The sequence below is a fragment of the Streptomyces sp. NPDC055254 genome, from assembly GCF_053606025.1.
Map to the genome: position 1 here is coordinate 39,681 of NZ_JBSGQV010000034.1, position 19,605 is coordinate 59,285.

Annotated in this window: 18 protein-coding genes and 1 tRNA gene; 11 read left to right on the forward strand and 8 right to left on the reverse strand. The window is 73.2% G+C overall.

The window, feature by feature from the left end:
* Positions 1-19: 19 nt before the first annotated feature.
* From ACWFQ8_RS25765 to ACWFQ8_RS25775, 3 genes are all read right to left on the reverse strand, one after another.
* Positions 20-1,111: a ferritin-like domain-containing protein gene (locus tag ACWFQ8_RS25765; RefSeq protein WP_453788643.1), complete on the reverse strand. Its 1,092-nt coding sequence runs from the start codon at positions 1,109-1,111 to the stop codon at positions 20-22.
* A gap of 100 nt (positions 1,112-1,211) precedes the next feature.
* Positions 1,212-1,300 (reverse strand) — tRNA-Gln (locus ACWFQ8_RS25770).
* A 147-nt stretch (positions 1,301-1,447) separates the two neighbouring features.
* Complete coding sequence (locus tag ACWFQ8_RS25775) at positions 1,448-2,062, reverse strand: ScbR family autoregulator-binding transcription factor (RefSeq protein WP_453788644.1); 615 nt, start codon at positions 2,060-2,062, stop codon at positions 1,448-1,450.
* Positions 2,063-2,604: 542 nt separating this feature from the next.
* Between ACWFQ8_RS25775 and ACWFQ8_RS25780 the strand changes: the two genes are divergently transcribed.
* Entirely contained in the window at positions 2,605-5,853 is a 3,249-nt protein-coding gene (locus tag ACWFQ8_RS25780) for a tetratricopeptide repeat protein (RefSeq protein WP_453788645.1), read from the forward strand.
* Between the two features lie 129 nt (positions 5,854-5,982).
* Here ACWFQ8_RS25780 and ACWFQ8_RS25785 read toward each other — a convergent pair whose 3' ends face one another.
* Entirely contained in the window at positions 5,983-6,219 is a 237-nt protein-coding gene (locus ACWFQ8_RS25785; protein ID WP_453788646.1) for a hypothetical protein, read from the reverse strand.
* Positions 6,220-6,221: 2 nt separating this feature from the next.
* Positions 6,222-7,103: a mycothiol conjugate amidase Mca gene (mca, locus tag ACWFQ8_RS25790; RefSeq protein WP_453788647.1), complete on the reverse strand. Its 882-nt coding sequence runs from the start codon at positions 7,101-7,103 to the stop codon at positions 6,222-6,224.
* 123 nt (positions 7,104-7,226) lie between these two features.
* On the opposite strand from mca, the gene ACWFQ8_RS25795 reads away from it, so the two are divergent.
* A complete protein-coding gene (locus ACWFQ8_RS25795; RefSeq protein WP_453788648.1) occupies positions 7,227-7,631 on the forward strand; it encodes a DUF4307 domain-containing protein in 405 nt (134 codons plus the stop codon).
* 149 nt (positions 7,632-7,780) lie between these two features.
* Positions 7,781-8,278, forward strand: coding sequence for a transcription elongation factor GreA (gene greA, locus ACWFQ8_RS25800; RefSeq protein ID WP_453788649.1), 498 nt, complete (start codon positions 7,781-7,783; stop codon positions 8,276-8,278).
* Between the two features lie 161 nt (positions 8,279-8,439).
* Here the strand turns inward: greA and ilvA are convergent, their stop codons facing one another.
* A complete protein-coding gene (gene ilvA, locus ACWFQ8_RS25805; RefSeq protein ID WP_453788650.1) occupies positions 8,440-9,681 on the reverse strand; it encodes a threonine ammonia-lyase in 1,242 nt (413 codons plus the stop codon).
* A gap of 249 nt (positions 9,682-9,930) precedes the next feature.
* Here ilvA and ACWFQ8_RS25810 point away from each other — a divergent pair, with 249 nt between their 5' ends.
* The 3 genes from ACWFQ8_RS25810 to ACWFQ8_RS25820 all read left to right on the forward strand — a co-directional run bounded on the left by ACWFQ8_RS25810 (position 9,931) and on the right by ACWFQ8_RS25820 (position 11,216).
* Positions 9,931-10,452, forward strand: coding sequence for a MarR family winged helix-turn-helix transcriptional regulator (locus tag ACWFQ8_RS25810; RefSeq protein ID WP_453788651.1), 522 nt, complete (start codon positions 9,931-9,933; stop codon positions 10,450-10,452).
* A 90-nt stretch (positions 10,453-10,542) separates the two neighbouring features.
* Positions 10,543-10,965: a sigma factor-like helix-turn-helix DNA-binding protein gene (locus ACWFQ8_RS25815; protein WP_453788652.1), complete on the forward strand. Its 423-nt coding sequence runs from the start codon at positions 10,543-10,545 to the stop codon at positions 10,963-10,965.
* Positions 10,962-11,216 carry a hypothetical protein gene (locus ACWFQ8_RS25820; protein ID WP_453788653.1) on the forward strand — a complete coding sequence of 85 codons (255 nt, stop codon included), beginning with the start codon at positions 10,962-10,964 and terminating at the stop codon, positions 11,214-11,216. The genes ACWFQ8_RS25815 and ACWFQ8_RS25820 overlap by 4 nt, the downstream gene beginning before the upstream one ends.
* A 37-nt stretch (positions 11,217-11,253) precedes the next feature.
* Here ACWFQ8_RS25820 and ACWFQ8_RS25825 read toward each other — a convergent pair whose 3' ends face one another.
* Positions 11,254-12,411, reverse strand: coding sequence for a cystathionine gamma-synthase (locus ACWFQ8_RS25825; RefSeq protein WP_453788654.1), 1,158 nt, complete (start codon positions 12,409-12,411; stop codon positions 11,254-11,256).
* Positions 12,412-12,487: 76 nt separating this feature from the next.
* On the opposite strand from ACWFQ8_RS25825, the gene ACWFQ8_RS25830 reads away from it, so the two are divergent.
* The 4 genes from ACWFQ8_RS25830 to msrA all read left to right on the forward strand — a co-directional run bounded on the left by ACWFQ8_RS25830 (position 12,488) and on the right by msrA (position 17,306).
* Positions 12,488-13,594 (forward strand): hypothetical protein, encoded by a 1,107-nt coding sequence (locus ACWFQ8_RS25830; protein WP_453788655.1) that lies wholly within the window; start codon positions 12,488-12,490, stop codon positions 13,592-13,594.
* A 198-nt stretch (positions 13,595-13,792) separates the two neighbouring features.
* Positions 13,793-15,388 (forward strand): M48 family metalloprotease, encoded by a 1,596-nt coding sequence (locus tag ACWFQ8_RS25835; RefSeq protein WP_453788656.1) that lies wholly within the window; start codon positions 13,793-13,795, stop codon positions 15,386-15,388.
* Positions 15,385-16,539 carry a hypothetical protein gene (locus tag ACWFQ8_RS25840; protein ID WP_453788657.1) on the forward strand — a complete coding sequence of 385 codons (1,155 nt, stop codon included), beginning with the start codon at positions 15,385-15,387 and terminating at the stop codon, positions 16,537-16,539. Before ACWFQ8_RS25835 ends, ACWFQ8_RS25840 begins: the two co-directional genes overlap by 4 nt.
* Before the next feature lie 104 nt (positions 16,540-16,643).
* Positions 16,644-17,306 (forward strand): peptide-methionine (S)-S-oxide reductase MsrA, encoded by a 663-nt coding sequence (gene msrA / locus ACWFQ8_RS25845; protein ID WP_453788658.1) that lies wholly within the window; start codon positions 16,644-16,646, stop codon positions 17,304-17,306.
* Between the two features lie 109 nt (positions 17,307-17,415).
* Here msrA and ACWFQ8_RS25850 read toward each other — a convergent pair whose 3' ends face one another.
* Positions 17,416-18,462 (reverse strand): NAD(P)-dependent alcohol dehydrogenase, encoded by a 1,047-nt coding sequence (locus tag ACWFQ8_RS25850; protein WP_453788659.1) that lies wholly within the window; start codon positions 18,460-18,462, stop codon positions 17,416-17,418.
* Positions 18,463-18,662: 200 nt separating this feature from the next.
* Here ACWFQ8_RS25850 and ACWFQ8_RS25855 point away from each other — a divergent pair, with 200 nt between their 5' ends.
* Positions 18,663-19,604: a helix-turn-helix transcriptional regulator gene (locus ACWFQ8_RS25855; RefSeq protein ID WP_453788660.1), complete on the forward strand. Its 942-nt coding sequence runs from the start codon at positions 18,663-18,665 to the stop codon at positions 19,602-19,604.
* Position 19,605: the final 1 nt, after the last annotated feature.

The following is a 19,605-nucleotide window of genomic DNA, read 5'->3' on the forward strand; positions in this document are numbered from 1 at the left end:
CCGCACGGAGGCTCCGGAATCAGCTGCCACCGGCTCCGCCGGCCGCGCTGAGCGCACCCTCGGCGATGGCCTCGTGGACCTCGGCACGCCTCGCCTCCATCTCACGGCGTTCCGCGTCGAGAGCATCGGCCTGGAGTTCGTCGGACTCCATCAGCTTGACCAGGTCGGCGCCCGCGAGATCCAGGACGCCCATGTCGTCATACGCCTGTCGGATCCTGGGGCTCCACAGGCCGATGTCCTTGACGCACGGCACGATGCGGGTGAAGAGCAGGGAACGGAACGCCCGCATGCGCGGCCCGTTGTTCATGTACTCCATGCACTCCTTCATGTCGAACCCGAGATTCTCCCAGACTTCCTGCATCCGCAGCCGGTCCCGCATCAGGTAGCAGCCCTCGATGATGAACTCCTCGCGCTCCGCGAGTTCCTGGCTGCTCAGGTTCTTGTAGTAGTCCCGCAGGGCCAGCCTTCCGAAGGCGACGTGCCGGGCCTCGTCCTGCATGATGTACGAGAGGATCTGCTTGGGCAGCGGCTTGGTGGTCTTGTCCCGCAGGATCCCGAAGGCGGCGAGCGCGAGCCCCTCGATGAGGACCTGCATGCCGAGGTAGGGCATGTCCCAGCGAGAGTCTCCCAGTGCCTGGCCGAGCAGCTCCTTGAGGTGGGGGCTGATCGGGTAGGTCATCTCGATCTTCTCCTGCACGAACCGGGAGAAGAGCTCCACGTGCCGGGCCTCGTCCATCACCTGCGTGGAGGCATAGAACTTCGCGTCCATGTCGGGGACGGATTCCACAATGCGCGCGGAACAGATCATCGCGCCTTGCTCCCCGTGCAGGAACTGGCTGAACTCCCAGGCCGCCATGTGCTGCCGCAGTTCCTGCTTCTCCCGCACATTGAGCTTGGAGTACTGCTTCGAGCCGTACAGGCCGAGCGTGTGCTCAGGGGTTCCGAGGGCGTCGTAGGGGTCGACTTCGAGGGACCAGTCGATGCGCTTCGCACTGTCCCACTGCTTGTCCTTGCCCTTTTGGTAGAGGTTCATCAGGGTTTCGCGCTCGGAATCGTATTCCCATGTGAAACGGCTCGTACCCGTCATGGGGAAGTTCCAGGCGAGTTCCATAAGAATGTCTCCTGCGGTCGCGATGAGCGCTGCACGGCGACGTGTCCGGCGAGATGTTCACATCGCCGGACACGTCGCCGTCCGCGTCTTGCAGGCGCAGCGGAGAGAGCAGGATTCGAACCTGCGTGGGGCGAAAGCCCCGGCCCGGAACAAGTCCGGGCCCCGTTAGGCCGCTACGGGAATCTCTCCTTGCCTCCACCGGCGTTCCCCGGTGACGAGAACAACAGTGCCAGACGGCTCTGACATGTCGCTGAGACGGGATTCTCAGCAGCTCACGGGCAGTATCGCCGCGGCCTGCCGCACGTATGCGGGACCACGGAACGAGGTGAGCGGTTCCTACATCTCCAGGAGCTTGATTCCCCGGTCCCGGTCGATGTCCAATTCGGCGTAGACGTCCGGGACGGCGATGTCGGACATGACGTTGCGCAGCAGGAGCGCGATCCGCCGCTCCATGCCCGTGTCGGCGTCGTCGATGACGGTCTGGGACATGAGTTGCAGACCCATGGAGGCACTGACCAGGAACTCCGCCGTCTCCCGCACTGACACGTGCGCGGCGAGCTCCCCTGCCTCCTGCGCTGCCGCCAGCAACTCCTGGTTGAAGACGACGCGTTCGAGAAACCAGCTCCTGCGCAGTTCGTCGTCGAGCCCCTGCTCCAGACAGAGCCGGAAGCATCCGCGCTCACGGGCGCCGTTGCGGAGTCTGCTGGTCAGGACGAGATGTCCGTCCACGAGCTCCTGGAGCCGGAACTTCTGTGGCGCCACCAGGTCCTGCCCCGGGCTCTGCTCCCTGAACAGAGCCCGGGCGACGTCCTCCTTGGAGGAGAAGTGAAAGTAGAACGCCCCCTTGGTCACCCCGGAGTGCGAGAGAAGGTCGACCACCGTCGCCCTCTTGTACCCCAGCGCGGCGAACAGCATGCCGGCCGCATCCAGGATCTGCCTTCTCGTCCTCATCGCGCGCTCTTGCCGCACCTCTTCACTCTCTTTCTGCGGGCGTGACATCTAGCGAATGCTCACGTTCAGGGCCGCTCAAGAGCCGCCGAGCCAAAAGCCTCACGTTGGAATTCGCAGCGCTTTCTTCCCCATCGCCGCCCGTGACACCGATCCGGAACGTAGCCGCTCAGGCCGGCTGCCGTACAGGGTTCTGTTCAGCCACGAGGTCTTCCACGTTGATGGAGCTCCCCCTCCCCTGATCACGGACAGCGGGCCGCACCGGCCCGCTGCCGTCCGCGATCCGGGCACCGGTGCGCCTTCCCGGGCCGCCGGCCGCCCCTGGCGGCGCCCGCCGCGCGGACGGCCGGCCGGCCGGGCCGGGGCCGGTTCGACGCCTGTCGTAACGTCATGACGGCGTTCCCTCACGGGACTTGGACGTGTGCGACCCGTCCGGGCGCACACCCGACCGCTTCCCTCTGAACTAGCTCAGATTCCCTCGCGCTCGCGACCGCCCCGCAGGACACTTGGGGCTCGTTGCCCGAGCTCTCTTGAGGGGGATGCGGATGCGGGACAGCCATCGTGGTGAGGCCGAGCGGCTGCTGGTGCGGGCGGTGGACGAGGAGCTCCGGCGGACGACGGCGGGCTCCCCGGTCGACAGGGCGGCCCTGCTGGCGCGCGGCAGGGAGGCCCTGGACGCGCTCGCCGCGAGCGCCGCACCGGAGTACGAGACCTACGTACGGGCCCTGGACGAGGCGGCGGCCGGCGACGAGTCGCTCGGCGAGGCCTTGCGGCGCGGTGACACCTCGACGGCCCTGCTCGTCACGGCCGTGGCGGCCGCCACCGCCTTCGGCGCGGACCTGGCGCTCGGCGTCGCGCCCGGTACGGCGGCGACGGCGGGGGCCGCGGTCGGCGTCGCGGGGGCGGTGGCGGCGGTCGCCAAGGTGACGGCCCGGCACCTGCCCGCCGCGAACCGGCGCGCCGGGGAACGGGGCCGCCCGGGTGGCCCCGAACAGCTGAAGCTGCAGTGGCTGACCGCCCTGGAGGTACGCGGCATACGGCCCTTCCTGACCCGGCAGCGCGCGGTCACCACGGCGGCCCCCACCCCGCGCCCCGCGCCCCGGACCGCCCCCGCGCTGCGCGGGACCGACCGCAGTGCGCAGGCCCGGCGGCGCAGCGTGCTGGAGCAGTCGTTCGGACAACTCCCGGACCCCGGAGCCGCCTTCGCGGGCCGGCGGCCGGAGCTGACCCGGATCGCCCAGTGGGTGCAGGCGGCGCGCGCCAGTACGGAGACCCGGCCGGTGGTCGTGGTCCTGCACGGCGAGCCCGGGGTCGGCCGTACGGCGCTGGCCCTGCGCGCGGCGCACGCCCTGCGGGACCAGTTCCGGGGCGCGTGCGTGGTGGACCTGCGCGGCGGATCCCCCGGCGGGGAGGCGCCGCTGTCGACCCGCGAGGCGCTGCTGCACCTGTTGAACCGGCTGGGCGCGCCGCGCGAGCAGTTGCTGTTCCGCGAGGGCGCGTCGGCGGAGCAGCAAGTGCGGCGCCTGGGCGAGCTGTACCACCAGCACCTCCAGGGGCTGCCGGTGACGGTGGTGCTGGACGACGCCGTGGACGCGGCGCAGGTACGGGCCCTGGTGCCGGAGCGTTCCGAGAGCCTGGTGCTGGTGACGGCGCGGGGGCCGCTGGACCTGCCGGCGGACCTGGCGGCATGGGTGCACCAGCTGCCGGTGGAACCGCTGGCGGCGGCGGAGGCCGCGGAGCTGGTCCGGGCCGCCGCCCCGGAATCCCGGACGGGTCCCGGTCCGCACCCGGGCCCCGACCCGGCGGCCGCCGGGGCCGCGCTGGCCGCCGTGCTGGGGGTCGGCGGCGGGCTCCCGCTCGCGCTGCGGATGCTGGCCCCGCTGGCCCGGGCCGGCCGGACCCCCGGCCCGGATTCGGGGCCCGCCGTGGAACGCGCGCTGCGCGCCGCCGACGCCCTGCTGGCGGAACCGGCCCGCCTCCTGCTGCGGCGGCTCCCCCTGGCCGGCCGGGCCTCCCTGGGCGGCGCGGCCGCCGCCGCGCTGGCCGATGTGGCGGAACAGGCCGCCCTGCGCACGCTGGAGGACCTCTGGGAGGCCGGGCTGATCGAACGCGTGCGCGGGCAGCGGTTCCGGATGCACGACGTCGTACGCGCGTACGCGGCCCAGCGGCTGGCGGCGGACGAGGACCCGGCACAGGCATCGGCCGCGCACGAGCGGCTGATCCGCACCTACGCGCAGCTCGCCGACTCGGTGATCCGGATGGTCGACGGGAAGACGTCGACCCGGGCCGGCCACTTCGACGGCCACGGCTTCGGCTCGCTGGACGCGGCGCTGCGCTGGCTCGACGACGAGTCCAGCTTCATCACGGCGGCCCTGCGCCACTCGGAGGGCGTGGACCAGCAGGCGGTCCTGGACCTGCTGGGCGCGCTGTGCGACTTCTGCCTGCTGCGCGGGGACCTGTACCGGCTGGGTGAGATCGACGAGCTCACCCAGGCGGTCGGGGCGGGACACCAGGGCCGGCAGGGACACCTGGTGCGGTCGGTCCAGTGGCGCACCGGCATCGCGGCGCGCCAGCTCGGCGAGCTGGACAAGGCCCGCACCACGCTGACCTCGGTGGTGGACCAGTACCTGGAGGCCCACCAGGAGGCGGGCGCGGCGATGGCCCTGGTCTCCCTCGGCATCACCCTGCACCACCAGGGCAACCTCCCCGAGGCCGCGGCCCGCATCCGGGAGGCGCTGGCCCTCCAGGAACCGCCGGAGCTGGCGGGCGACCGGGCGTGGGGGCTGCACGCGCTGGCGGCGGTGGAACGGGACCTCGCCCGCCTCGGCGAGGCGAGCGCCCTGCTGGAGCGGTCCCTGGCCCTGCACCGGGAGAGCGAGAGCGTGCACGGGGAGGCGTGGGCGCACTTCCAGCTCGGCCAGGTGCACCTGCGGTACGGCGATGTGCCGCGGGCGGAGGAGGAGCTGCGGCTGGCCCTGGACCAGTACGGGCGCACCCGCGACGACCGCGGCCGGGCCTGGGCGCTGACCCAGCTGGGCCGGGCCCGGGTGGTGGACGGGGACCCGGTCGCCGCGGTGGAGCGGCTGGGCGCGGCGCTGGCCCGGCACCGGGAGGCGGAGGACGCGCGCGGCGAGGCCTGGACGCTGTACTACCTCGGACATGCCCTGGAGGAGAGCGGTGAGCGGGACCGGGCGGTGCGGGAACTGGAGCGGGCCCGGACCATGTTCTCGCGGATGCGGGACGTGTACGGGCTGGCGCACGCCCGCCACCACTCCGGCCGGGTCACCCGCGACCAGCGGGCGGCGCAGACGGGCAACCTGCGCAACTCCGGCTTCGCCCGCCAGCTGCTGGTGGACGCGCGCGCCGACTTCCGGCGGATCGGCCTGGCCCACGGCGAGGCGTGGACCTGCGTGGAGCTGGCCGTGGTCGACGCGGGCAACGGCCGGCTGCCGCAGGCCCTCGGCCTGTGCGAGGAGGCGGTCCGGCTGTTCGCCTCGTACGGGGACCGGCGCGGCGAGGACTGGGCCCGCTTCCTGCGCTGCACGCTGCTGCCCTACGCCGGTCTGACGGGTCCGGGCGCGCCGGACGAGGCCCGGGCGGAGCTGGACCGGCTGGCCGGGGCCCCGCACCCGGCGCGGGACGGGCGGCTGGTGGACTGCCTGGAGACGTACGGGGTGGTCCTGGGCCGGGGGGTCGACCCGGCGGAGGGCTGGCAGGCCTGGCGCCTGGGCCTCGTCCCCGACCTGCGCTCGCGGGAGGTCATGGGCGTCCCGCCGGCGGAGCGGACGGCCTGATCGACCGGACGGGCCGCCGAGCCGGCGGGGTCCGGACGATCCCGGTGGCCCGGACCGGCGGCCGTGCCCGCACAACGGCCGCCGCCCCCACCGGCTCGCGGCCGGGGGCGGGCCCTCGGGCGGAAGTCCTCAGCCGGCCCGCTCGGGAGCGGCCGGGCCGGGGGCGGTCGGGGCGCCGGGCTCCGGGGCCTCCTGGAAGTCCACGCGGCCCATGTGGCGGCTCATCGACTTCATCAGGAACCACACCCCGAGGGCGAGGGCCGCGAAGACGATGAAGCCCAGGATGCCGGGGGTCACCTTGTTCTTGTCGAAGGAGTCCCCGGCCAGCGGAAGGAGCTCGATCAGTGCTGCCTGCGTAGCGCTCATAGCTACGCATTCTCCCGGATGCCCGCGAACAGGTCGGACTCGGGGAGGGAGGTGTCGACGAGCGACTTCGCCAGCTCGTACTCCTCCGTCGGCCAGACCTCCTTCTGGATCTCCATGGGAACGCGGAACCAGCCGCCGTCCGGATCGATCTGCGTGCGGTGCGCGATCAGCGCCTTGTCGCGGATCTCGAAGAAGTCCGCGCACGGCACGTGCGTGGTCAGGGTCCGCTCGGTGCGCTCGAACTCCTTCCACCGCTCCAGCCACTCGCCGTACGGCGACTCCAGGCCGCGCGCCAGCAGCGCCTCGTGCAGGGCGATGGTGCGCGGCTTGTTGAAGCCCTGGTTGTAGTAGAGCTTCTGCGGCTGGTAGGCCGGGCCGAACTCGGCCTCCGGGTACTTCTCGGTGTCGGCCGCGCCGTCGAAGGCCACCATCGTGATCTTGTGGGTCATGATGTGGTCGGGGTGCGGGTAGCCACCGTTCTCGTCGTACGTGGTGACGACCTGCGGCCGGAAGGCGCGGATCTTCTTCACCAGACGGCCGGCCGCCCGGTCCACGTCCTCCAGCGCGAAGCACCCCTCGGGCAGCGGCGGCAGCGGGTCGCCCTCGGGCAGCCCGGAGTCGACGTAGCCGAGCCACTCCTGCTCGACGCCGAGGATCTCGCGCGCCTCGTCCATCTCCTTGGCGCGCACCTCGTGGATGTTCTCCTCGATGTACGTGTCGCCCTGGAGCTTGGGGTTCAGGACCGAGCCGCGCTCGCCACCGGTGCAGGTGACGACGAGCACGGGCACCCCCTCGGACACGTACTTGGCCATCGTGGCCGCGCCCTTGCTGGACTCGTCGTCGGGGTGTGCGTGTACGGCCATCAGTCGAAGCTGCTCGGTCACGACAGGATCCTCTGTGATTCGTCAGGGTGGGCGCATCTATAGTGACCGAACCGGGGGGCGGAAAATTTCCGGGGCAGGGCCGCGCCGGGCGCCGCCGGCCCTGGCCCACCGAAAGGAACGATCATGAGCGCGGTACGCGAAGGGCTTCCCGAGGGCCGTTACGGACGGTCCGCGGACGAGCGCGCGGACCGCAAGCTCAAGATCATCGGGGCCGCGCTGGGCGCGGTGCTGCTGGGCGTCGTCGGTTGGATCGGCTGGGGCTACGTGGCGGGGCAGAGCGTCAGCGCCGAGGTGATCAAGTTCCAGGTGGTCTCGGACACCGAGGTGAAGGTGCACCTGGAGGTTCGCAAGGACGCCTCGGTCACCGGTGTCTGCACCCTCAGCTCCCAGGACGAGGGGCACGGCGAGGTCGGCCGCGCGGACTACACCTTCGCCCAGCCCGACGCGCGCGTCGACGAGGTCGTCTCCCTGCGGACCACGAACCGCGCCACCATGATCGAACTGCTCGGTTGCCGCCCCGCGGCCTGACCGCGCGCGGTCCGGTAAGCCGCTCGCGCGGCGGCCCGCGGGGCACTGAGGCCCTCGGGTCCTCCCCCTTTTCTTCCCGAATTGTTAGGCTCGTGGTTTCGTCCGCCGCTGGCGGCTTGTAGTCCCCCTGTACCGACGAGGAGCAACCCGTGACCCAGACGAGCGAAAGCGTCACCTGGCTGACCCAGGCGGCGTACGACCAGCTCAAGGCGGAGCTGGACTACCTCTCTGGTCCCGCACGCACGGAGATCGCCACGAAGATCGCAGCCGCCCGCGAGGAGGGCGACCTGCGCGAGAACGGCGGTTACCACGCGGCCAAGGAGGAGCAGGGCAAGCAGGAGCTCCGCGTCCGCCAGCTCACGCAGCTCCTGGAGAACGCCAAGGTCGGCACCGCGCCGGCCGCCGAGGGCGTGGTCGCCCCCGGCACCCTCGTCAAGATCGCCTTCGACGGCGACGAGGACGACACCATGGAGTTCCTGCTGGCGTCGCGCGAGTACGCGTCCTCGGACTTCGAGACGTACTCCCCGCAGTCCCCCCTGGGCACCGGCGTGATGGGCAAGGCGATCGGCGAGGACGCCGAGTACGAACTGCCGAACGGCAAGAAGGCGTCCGTCAAGATCCTCGACGTCAAGCCCTTCACCGGCTGATCACCCCCTGATCCGAAGGCGATGCCCGGCCGGGTCCTCCCGGCCGGGCATCGTGCGTGACGGGCGCCGTGCCGCGGCTCCGGGACACGGGTCGACGGCCGCCGGGCTCACGACCGCCGGCTCAGGTCCCCCGGCCGGGCTCTCCCCCGGCCCTCCCTGGCTCAGGTCCCCTGGCTCATGACCCTGTAACCGGCGCCGTGCAGCGCCCGCGCGACCTCCGCGCAGTGCTTGGGGCCCTTCGTCTCCAGGTGCAGCTCCACCTCCACCTCCGTGAGCCCCAGCCGCGGGTCCGTCCGTACGTGGCTCACGTCCAGCACGTTCGCGTCCACCACCGACAGCACCCCCAGCAGCCCCGCCAGGGCCCCCGGCCGGTCGGCCACGCGCAGCCGCAGCGACAGGTACCGGCCCGCCGCCGCCATGCCGTGCCGCAGGATGCGCTGGAGCAGCAGCGGGTCGACGTTGCCGCCCGACAGGACGGCGACCACCGGCCCGCCCCCGTACAGTCCGGGCTCGCTCAGCAGGGCCGCGACCGGGCTGCACCCGGCCGGCTCGACCACCATCTTGGCCCGCTCCAGGCACAGCAGCAGGGCGCTGGAGAGCGCGTCCTCGGAGACCGTGCGCACGTCGTCGAGGAGCTCGCCGATGATGTGGAAGGGGACGTCGCCGGGGCGGCCGACCTTGATGCCGTCCGCCATCGTGACCGGGTTGTCCAGGGAGACCGGATGCCCGACCTTGAGCGAGGGCGGGTACGCGGCCGCGCCCGCCGCCTGCACCCCGATGATCCGCACGTCCGGTCGCAGCGCCTTCACCGCGACCGCGACTCCGGCCGCCAGACCGCCGCCGCCGATCCCGACCACGATGGTGCGCACCTCCGGGCACTGCTCCAGGATCTCCAGGCCGACCGTGCCCTGGCCCGCGATGATGTCGCGGTGGTCGAAGGGGTGGATGAACACCGCCCCGGTGCGGTCCGCGTAGTCCTGCGCGGCGGCGAGGGTCTCGTCGACGACGTGCCCGTGCATGCGCACCTCGGCCCCGTACTCCTGCGTCGCCGCCACCTTCGGCAGCGGCGCCCCGACGGGCATGAACACCGTCGAGCGGACCCCGAGGAGGGAGGAGGCCAGGGCCACGCCCTGCGCGTGGTTGCCCGCGCTGGCCGCGACGACGCCCGCGGCCCGCTGCTCGGGGCGCAGGCCCGCGATGCGCACGTAAGCACCGCGCAGCTTGAAGGAGCCCGTGCGCTGGAGGTTCTCGCACTTGAGGTGGACCGGGGAGCCGGTGAGCCGCGACAGGTGCCGGCTGCCCTCCATCGCGGTGACCCGGGAGACTCCGGACAGCATCTTCTGGGCCCCCCGTACGTCGTCGAGGATGACCTGCGGGACGGGCTGGGGCACGCGGTAGTTCATGCCGCCAGTCTCGCAGCCCGCGAGCGGCCCGGCGCGGGGCGTCCGAGGGGCGCGGACGGGTCCCGGCGGCCCGGGGCCGCAAGCCTGGCGGAAGGGGCGAAATCTCGCCATCCGGGACAGCCGGACGAGGGCCCCGGAGCGGGCGCGCGGGCGGCCCGTACCAGTTCTCGTACGCGGCGTACGAGCCGCCCCACGGCCGCGTACTCTGTCCCCCATCCTTGTCGGACCACGCGAAGAGAGCCCACGGCCATGCCTTCCTCCCCGGCCAATTCCGATCTGCCCGCCGTGGCCGAAGCGCCCGCCGGAGCCGGTCTCCTCGACGTGCTCCAGCATCAGGTGGCGGTCTTCGCCCGCCGTGCCGAGCAGACCCGCCTCGGCGGGGTCGGCCAGGCCCGCAACTCGATGGACCGTGCCGCGTACCTGCTGCTGAACCGGCTCGATCTGGAAGGGCCGATGGGTGTCAAGGCGCTCGCCGGCGGCATGGGCATCGACTCCTCGACGGTGACCCGCCAGGTCGCCCCGCTGGTCGACGGCGGTCTGGTCAAACGGACTTCGCACCCCGAGGACGGCCGCGCCGTGGTCCTCGCGCTGTCCCCCCGCGGGCTGGCGCGGCTGGAGGAGGTCCGCTCCTCGCGGCGCGAGCTGATGGCCCGGGTCACGGAGGGCTGGAGCGAGGAGGAGCGGGAGGCGTTCACGGCGCTGCTGACCCGCTTCAACCTGTCGCTCTCGGAGCTGATGGCCGCCGTCACGGACGCCGGTCCGGCTTCCTGAGACCCCCGGTCCCGCCCGTCCCGCGCCCCCCGACCTCGTACCGTCCGACCTCTTGACCGGGGTGGTCCCGCTGCCCGCACTATGTGGGCTATGCGGGCGGTTGACCACCGGGCGGGCCCCTACCCGGAGTTCGAGGCCTTCGTCGCGGGCGCGGCGGGGCGGCTGCTGCACGTCGCGATCCTGCTGACCGGCTCGCCGGAGCCCGCCCGCCGGCTGCTGGCGGGCGCTCTGGCCCGTACGTACGCCGACTGGCGCCGCCTGCGCGCCGACGACCCGTACGACTTCACCCGCCAGGAGCTGTGCGCCGCGTTCGCCCGTACGAGCAGGCGCCACCACGGCGGCACCGGGCCGCTGGCCCGCCTCGACCCGCTGGAGCGGCTGGTGGTGGTCCTGCGGATCTACGAAGGTGTCGCGGAGGAGGTCACGGCCGCGCAGCTGGGGCTGCCGCCCGAGCGGGTCCGGGTGCTCTGCAACCGGGCGGTGGCGGCGCTGCGTTCGCGGGAGGCGGCGTGAGCGGCGTCCCGGACCGCAAGGAGGCGCAGGTCCGCCGGCTCATGGACGGCCCGTACCCGGCGGTTCCGGCCGGCCTGGCGGCGGGCGCGGCCGCACGCGGGGACCGGCTGCGGCGGCGGCGCCGGGCGCTGCGGCGGTTCGGCTGGTGCGTGCTCTTCGCCGCGGCGGTGGCCTTCACGGTCTGGGCCTCGCTGACCCGCCCGTGGTCGACCCCGCCGGCGGGCATCTCCCCGCCCCTGGAGGGCTGGTAGCCCCCGCCGGACCCGGGCCGGGGCCGGCGGGGGGGGCCTAGCCCAGTGCGCGGGTCAGGTCCGCGAGGAGGTCGTCGACGTTCTCGATGCCGACCGACAGCCGCACCAGGTCGCCGGGAACCTCCAGCGCCGAGCCGGCCACCGACGCGTGCGTCATCCGGCCCGGGTGCTCGATGAGGGACTCGACGCCGCCCAGGGACTCGCCCAGCGTGAAGAGCTGCGCGCGGTCGCAGACCTCGACCGCCGCCTCCTCGCCGCCGGCGACCTGGAAGGAGATCATGCCGCCGAAGGACCGCATCTGCTTCGCGGCGATCTCGTGCCCCGGGTGGTCCGGCAGGCCCGGGTACAGCACGCGCGTGACCTTCGGGTGCCGGGTCAGCATGTCGGCGACCTGCGTGGCGTTCTCCGAGTGCCGGTCCATGCGCACGGCCAGGGTCTTGATGCCGCGGAGCACGATCCACGAGTCGAAGGGCCCGGCCACCGCGCCCATCGCGTTCTGGTGGTAGGCCAGTTCCTCGCCCAGCGCCGCGTCGGCGGTGACCAGCGCGCCGCCGACCACGTCGGAGTGCCCGCCCATGTACTTGGTCAGCGAGTGCACGACCACGTCCGCGCCCAGCGCGAGCGGCTGCTGGAGGTAGGGCGAGGCGAAGGTGTTGTCCACGACCAGCTTGGCGCCGGCGGTCCGCGCGATGTCGGCGACGACGGCGATGTCCGTGATGCCGAGCAGCGGGTTGGAGGGCGTCTCGACCCAGATGGCCTTCGTCTTCGGGGTCAGGGCGGCCCGTACGGACTCGGCGTCGGAGGTGTCGGCCACCGACCACTCCACGCCCCAGCGGGAGACGACCTTCGCGAAGAGGCGGAAGGTGCCGCCGTACGCGTCGTTCGGGATGACCACGTGGTCGCCCGGGGAGAGCAGCGTACGCAGCAGGCAGTCCTCGGCGGCGAGCCCGGACGCGAAGGCGAGGCCGCGCCGGCCGCCTTCCAGCGCCGCGAGGTTCTCCTCCAGCGCGGTGCGGGTCGGGTTGCCGCTGCGGCTGTACTCGTAGCCGCCCCGCAGCCCTCCCACGCCGTCCTGCTTGTACGTGGAGACCTGGTAGATCGGGGGTACGACCGCGCCGGTCAGGGGGTCCGCCGTGTTGCCCGCGTGGATCGCGCGGGTTTCGAAGCTCTGGTGCTCGTGGCTGTCGTCGCTCATGGGCAGAGCCTAATCCCCACCTCCGTTTCGCTCCCCTATTGGCCTGCGGCCCCCTCGGTCTGGTTCGCTTGGAGGCATGGAGATTCTGTGGTTGCTGTTCGCGATCGGCCTGATGGTGGCCCTCGTCACCCCGTACGTGCGGCGCAGACGTGGCGGTATCCGGCTGGTCGCTCCCGGCAGCCCCGATGCCGCCGACCCGGCGAACTACGGGTTCGACCGGCAGGAGGACCTCGACATCCGGATTCCCGGCCCCGACCCGGACCTGATGGACGCGCTCGACACCGTGCAGCGCACCGGGCAGTGGCAGGCGGCCTCGCAGCTGCTCGCCGGGACCCCGAAGGAGGGTGAGCAGCGCTGGCAGCGGGTGCAGGCCTTCGGCGGGGCCGCGGCCCTGGAACTCGTCCAGCAGCCCGGCGCGGGCGCCCGGTGGCTGAAGGCCTGGCGGCTGGAGGCGGAGAAGGACGCGGGCGGCGCCCAGGTGCACGCGGAGCTGCTCGTGCAGCAGGCGTGGCGGCACTCGGGCGGCGTCGGCTCCGCCGATCACCGGATCATCGTCGAGGAGGCGCGCGAGGCGTGCCGGCGGGCGGCGCTGCTGGCGCCGGGCGACCCGGTCCCGTACATCACGGAGCTGGCGGTGGCGCGGGCGCTGGCGTACTCGGAGGCGGAGTTCGACGACCTGTGGGCGAAGGTCATCGACCGGGCACCGCAGCACATGGGCGCGCACCTGGCGGCCCTGCACTACTGGTGCGAGAAGTGGCACGGCTCGCGGGAGAAGGCGGACGTGTTCGCGCACGCGGCCGCGGCCCGTGCCCCGCACGGATCGCTGCTGGCGGCGCTGCCGCTGTTCGCGGTGTACGAGCACCTGCCCGAGGTGATCCTGGTGCAGGGCTTCTACCGCAGCGAGGTCGTGACGCGGGCGGTGGAGGGCGCGCTGTACGCGGTGGGCACGGCGCGGGCGGACGATCCGATGCTGGCGCACGTACGGCACCTGCTGCTGGTGTTCCTGGTCAACATGGAGCGCTGGGCGGAGGCGATGGAGCAGGTGCGGCACGTGGACGGTTACGTGGGCGCGCTGCCGTGGTCGACGGCCGAGGACCCGGCGGCGCAGTACGCGGTCTACCGGGCACTGGCGGTCGCCGGCTACGAGGCCAACGGCGGCTCCCCGGCGACGCTCCCGCACTGACGGACCGGTCGGGTCCGCTTTCCCGGGCCCGACCGGGCCCCCCACCAGCGGAAATCGGCGGCGAATAAAGTTGCCGTAAGCGACCGCCGGGCCGCATGATGCCCGGTGAGCCCCCGCCACCCCGGACCCCGACCAGGTCCCGGCGCGGGGGCGCACGTCTGCACCGCACCGCTTCGTCCCGTGGGGGGATCTGTCCATATGGGCGCTTCACTGCGCGCCTTGCGCGCCCTCGTCCTGCTCGCCGGCTTCTATCTGCTCGGCGTCGTCCTGCTGGCCGTCCTCGTCGCCGTCGACGCGGCCGCCGTGACCTGGCTGGCCGGCGCGGCCGCCGCCAAGGTCCTCATCGTCTCCGTCGTCCTCTCGATCCCGATCGTGCGCGGCCTGTTCATGCTCCGCATGCCCAAGGGCGAGCCGCCGGCCGGCATCCCCGTCACCGAGGAGGACGAACCGCTCCTGTGGCGCACGGTGCGCGACACCGCGGCGCAGGTCGGCACCCGCGCCCCGGACGAGATCGTGCTGATCGGCGGCGTCAACGCGGCCGTCGGCGAGGACGCCACGCTGCTGGGCCTGCGGCCCGGCACCCGCCGCCTGTACATCGGCCTGCCGCTGATGACCGGCCTGGACGAGATGCAACTGCGCGCCGTGCTCGCCCACGAGATGGGTCACTACGCCAACTTCGACACCCGGCTCACGCCGCTGATCGCGCGCGGCCGCGCCCAACTGATCCGCACCGTCGACCACTTCCACCAGCGGGCCGACGCCAAGGTCGCCAAGGAGCGCGCCCGGCAGGAGAAGCAGGCCGCCAAGCGGATCGCCAAGGGCAAGAAGGCCGGCGAGGTCGACACCTGGGGCCAAGGCTCGATGTACCGCGGCATGGCCAAGATCTACCAGGCCTACGGCCGGTTCTACCTCCGTGCCACCCGCACCTCCGCCCGCCGCCAGGAACTCGCCGCCGACCTCGCCTCGGTGCGGGTCGCCGGCCGGGACGCCGCCGCGTCCGCGCTGCGTGAGGTCAACGCCCTCGCCCCGGCGCACGAGTTCTACATGGACTCGTACGCCACCCTCGGTGTCGGCGCCGGTCTGCTGCCCCGTCCCGGCCAGGTCTTCGGCGGGTTGAGCCGGCTCCTCGACGCCCGCTCGCAGGAGTTGGAGGGCCTGCGCCGGGAGCTGTCGGACGAGCCCGCCTCGCCCTACGACTCCCACCCGCCGCTCGCCGAGCGCGTGGCCCGCATCGAGGCCCTCCCCGACGACGGCCGGGCCGGGCAGTCCGCCCGCCCCTCGCTGGAGCTGCTGTCCGACGCGGACCGCGCGCTGGCGGCGCTGGAGCAGGCCGTCCTGTCCCCCGAGGCGCTCGCCTTCGAGCGGGCGGAGTGGGAGGACCTCGTCCACCGGTCCATGACCCTGTACGTCGGCCGGGGCTCGGAGGAGATCCGCGAGGCCGTGGCCGCCGAGGGCGCAGGCCCCGGCCTGGCCGGCCTGCTGGACGCCGTCGACGCCGACCCGGCGGTGCGCTGGCGGATCGCCGAGCGATTCCCGAAGTCCGACGAGGCGGCGGCGGCGACCGGCCGCACCGCCCGCGAGTTCGCCCGCCCCACCGTCCGGCAGGCCCTGAACCAGCTGGTCACGGTCGAGCTGACGGCCCGCGGCACCGCCCGCTGGCAGCTGTCCTGGTCCGATTCCGCCTCGCTGGGCTATCCGGACGGCGGTTTCGAGGACCGGCTGACCCTGGCGCTGGACGCCGCCGTCGCCGACCAGTGCGACACCGAACCGCTGCGAAAGCTGGTGCTGGCGTGATCGGTCTGGTCATCCTCGGCGTCATCCTGCTGGCCGGGGCCTACAAGGTCCTGCGCGGCGTGTACTTCCTGCGCAAGGCGAAGCGGCTGGAGGCGGAGATCGCCGTCCTGGAGGCGCGTACCGAAGCCACCAACGCCCGTACCGCCGCGATCACCGCCGAGGGGAAGGCGCGCAAGGCGGCGGAGGTCGTCGCACTGGGCTTCGTGCCGGAAGCGGACCTGGACACCGAGAACGCGCTGCCGGTCACCCCCGAGCGCACGGCCGCGCTCAAGGCGGTGCGCTCCGGCGACTGGGAGGCGGGCGCCGCCTACGTCGAGGCGGCCGGCCGGGACTGGGAGGAGCGCTGGCAGCGGGTCCGCGCGCTCGCGGACGCGGCGGCCGAGGACGACACCTGGCTGACGGCCTGGCAGGCCGCCCGGCCGGGCGACGCGACGGCGGCCGTGGTCCAGGCGGACACCTCGATCCGGGTGGCGTGGAACGTCCGCGGCTCCCAGGCGGGCAGCCGCACCACCCAGGAGCAGTTCCGGCTCTTCCACGACCTGCTGGTCAAGGCGCAGGAGCTCACGCACCTGGCGCAGCGGCTGGCGGACCCGGCGGACCCGGTCCCGTACATGGTGGAGCAGCCCGTCGCCCACGGTCTGGGCTACCCGCACGCGCGGTACCGGGAGCTGTGGGAGCAGATCACCGGGCGTGCGCCGAAGGTGCTGACGGCGCACACCAACGCCCTGCAGTACTGGTCCGCGAAGTGGCGCGGCTCGCACGAGCTGGCGTTGGAGTTCGCGCGCGCGTCCGCGTCGGCGGGCGCCCCCGGCGAGCTGCTGTCGCTGCTCCCACTGGTGGCGTACATCGAGCAGGAGGTGAAGGAGCCCGAGCTGAAGCCGGAGCACTTCTTCAAGGAGCCGGAGGTCGTCGCGGCCGTGGACGCGGCCCTGCTCGACCTGGCGGCGGCGGACCCGGACGACCCCCGCGCGCTGCGGCTGCGGCACGTGCTGGCGTGGCTGCTGTTCTGGCAGGACCGGGACGCCGAGGCCGTCGAGCAGTTCCGGCACATCGACGGGTACATCGGCGGGATGCCCTGGTACTACTGGCCGCGGTCGCGGTACGTGCACGCCCGGGACTGGGCGGTACGGGTGACCCTGCTGGAGGGCTGACCCCGGCCGGCCCCTCGGGGCGCGGCGGCGGGCGGGCCGGGAGTCCCCGATCGGGAATCCCGGCCCGCCCCCGTCCGTTGTGCAAGGCGAGAAGGAGGGAATCCATGTTCTCGTACCGCCGTACGCCCGAGCTGCCCACCCGCGAGGAGGCCCTGACCGGCCGCGCGGAGCCGCTCTTCGACCTGCCCGACCGCCACGTGGTGCTGGGGAACCCGCTGGCCGGTCCCTACCCGGACGGCCTGGAGGTCGCCGACTTCGGCCTGGGCTGCTTCTGGGGCGCCGAGCGAAAGTTCTGGCAGACCCCGGGGGTGTGGACCACGCTGGCCGGCTACCAGGGCGGCTTCACGGAGAACCCCACCTACGAGGAGGTCTGCTCGGGGCTGACCGGGCACACCGAGGTCGTCCGGGTGGTCTTCGACCCCTCCGCGGTCTCCTACGAAGCCCTTTTGAAGCTGTTCTGGGAGTCCCACGACCCCACCCAGGGCTTCCGCCAGGGCAATGACGTCGGCACCCAGTACCGCTCGGCGGTCTACACCCACTCCGCCGCCCAGCAGGCGGCGGCCGAGGCCTCCCGCACGGCCTACCAGCAGGTCCTGTCCTCGTCGGGCTACGGCGAGATCACCACGGCCGTCCTCCCGGCGGCGGAGCGCCCCTTCTGGCCCGCGGAGGGACCCCACCAGCAGTACCTGGAGAAGAACCCGGGCGGTTACTGCGGCATCGGCGGCACGGGCGTCTCCTGCCCGATCGGCGTGGCCGCCGCGGAGTAGGCGGCGGCGGCCGGCCCGCGCCGGCCGCCCTTCGCCGTGCCCGGGCGCCCCGGCGTCCTGCGGCACGGCGGCCGCGGGGCCCTTGGCCCCGTGGCCCCGTGGCCCCGTGTCAGATCGTGGACGCGTCGATCACGAAGCGGTAGCGCACGTCGCTCGCCAGCACCCGCTCGTACGCCTCGTTGATCCCGTCGGCCGCGATCAGCTCGATCTCCGCGCCCAGGCCGTGCTCGGCGCAGAAGTCCAGCATCTCCTGCGTCTCGGCGATCCCCCCGATCGAGGAACCGGCGAGGGTCCGGCGGCCGCTGATGACGGAGAACAGGTTGAGCGCGACGGGCTCCTCCGGCGCGCCGACGTTCACCAGCGCCCCGTCCACCTTCAACAGCCGCAGGTACGCGTCCAGGCCGATCGGCGCCGAGACGGTGGACAGGATCAGGTCGAATCGGCCGGCCAGCTCCTCGAAGGTGGCCGGGTCGCTGGTGGCGTAGTAGTGCGAAGCGCCCAGCTTCAGACCGTCCTCCTTCTTGCGCAGGCTCTGCGACAGCACGGTGACCTCCGCGCCCAGCGCGTGGGCGATCTTCACGCCCATGTGGCCGAGGCCACCGAGCCCGACGACCGCCACCTTCGTGCCGGGGCCCGCCTGCCAGTGCCGCAGCGGCGAGTACAGGGTGATGCCGGCGCACAGCAGCGGGGCGGCGACGTCGAGGCCCAGGCCGTCGGGGATGCGGACGGTGTAGTTCTCGTCGACGACGACGTGGGTGGAGTAGCCGCCGTAGGTGGGCTCGCCGTTCCTGTCCAGGGCGTTGTAGGTACCGGTGGGTCCCTCGACGCAGAACTGCTCCAGCCCGGCCAGGCAGTGCTCGCACCGCCGGCAGGAGTCCACGAAGCAGCCGACGCCGACCCGGTCGCCGACCGCGAACCTCGTGACGCCCGGGCCGACCTCGGCGACGACACCGGCGATCTCGTGACCGGGGACCATCGGGTAGATGCCCTCCCCCCAGCCGTCGCGGGCCTGGTGGATGTCGGAGTGGCAGATGCCGGCGTACTTGATGTCGATGAGGACGTCGTGCTCGCCGACCGGCCGGCGCGGGACCGTGGTGCGCTCCAGCGGGGCCTTGGGGGCGGGTGCGGCGTAGGCGGCGACCTGGGTGACGGACATGCGGGGTACTCCTCGACGTGGCACGGGTGTGCTGGCGCGCGCACCCCGGCCGGCGCCTGCGGGCCGGGGCGGCACCGTCCAGCCTGCCCCGCCGTCCCGTCCCCACCCAGCCCCCTGTCCTGCCTAGGACCGCCAGGCCTACCACTGGCAGGGTCAGGCTCATGCCCGGTGCGCGGCGGCCCGCCCGCGATACTGGAGTGATGGACCAGCTTGATCAGCGAGCCGAACTGGGCGAGTTCCTGCGTTCCCGCCGCGCCCGGCTGCGCCCCGAGGACGTGGGTCTGCCGGACTACGGGCGCCACCGGCGCGTACCGGGGCTGCGCCGCGAGGAGCTGGCGCAGCTGGCCGGGGTCTCGGTCGCGTACTACACGCGGCTGGAGCAGGGCAACGGGCACAACGTGTCGGCGGAGGTGCTGGACGCCATCGCGCGGGCCCTGCGGCTCGATGACACGGAGACGGCGCACCTGACCCACCTGGCCCGCCCCCGGGCGCGCAGGCGCCGCCAGAGCCCCCGCCCGCAGCAGGTGCGGCCGGAGCTGCGGACGCTGCTGGACGCGATGGACGGCGTACCGGCGTACCTGGTGGGGCGGCGGCAGGACGTCATCGGCTGGAACCGGCTGGCGGTGGCCGTGTTCGGCGACTTCGGGCGGCTCCCGCCGGCGGAGCGGAACCTGGCGCGGCTGGTGTTCCTGGACCCCGCCACGGCGGAGCTGTACGCGGACTGGGAGTGCCGGGCGTGCGAGGTGGTGAGCAACCTGCGCATGTACGCGGGGCAGCATCCGGACGACGAGCGGCTGTCGGCTCTGGTCGGTGAGCTGTCGGTGAAGAACGAGGAGTTCCGGCGGCTGTGGGCGGCGCACACGGTGGCCGACAAGACGCACGGGGTGAAGCAGTTGCGGCATCCGCTGGTGGGCGCGATGTCGCTGTCCTTCGAGACCCTGCGGCTGCCGGACGATCCGGAGCAGTCGCTGGTGGTCTTCCACGCGGAACCGGGTTCGGCGTCCGAGGACGCCCTGCGGCTGCTGTCGTCGTGGACCTCCGCGCCGGCGCCCGCCACCGGCCAGGACGGGGACGCACTCCGGGAGCGCAGTGGAGAAGGGGACCGGCCGCCGACCCGCCCGGGGCCCCGGGCGGCGTCCTAGT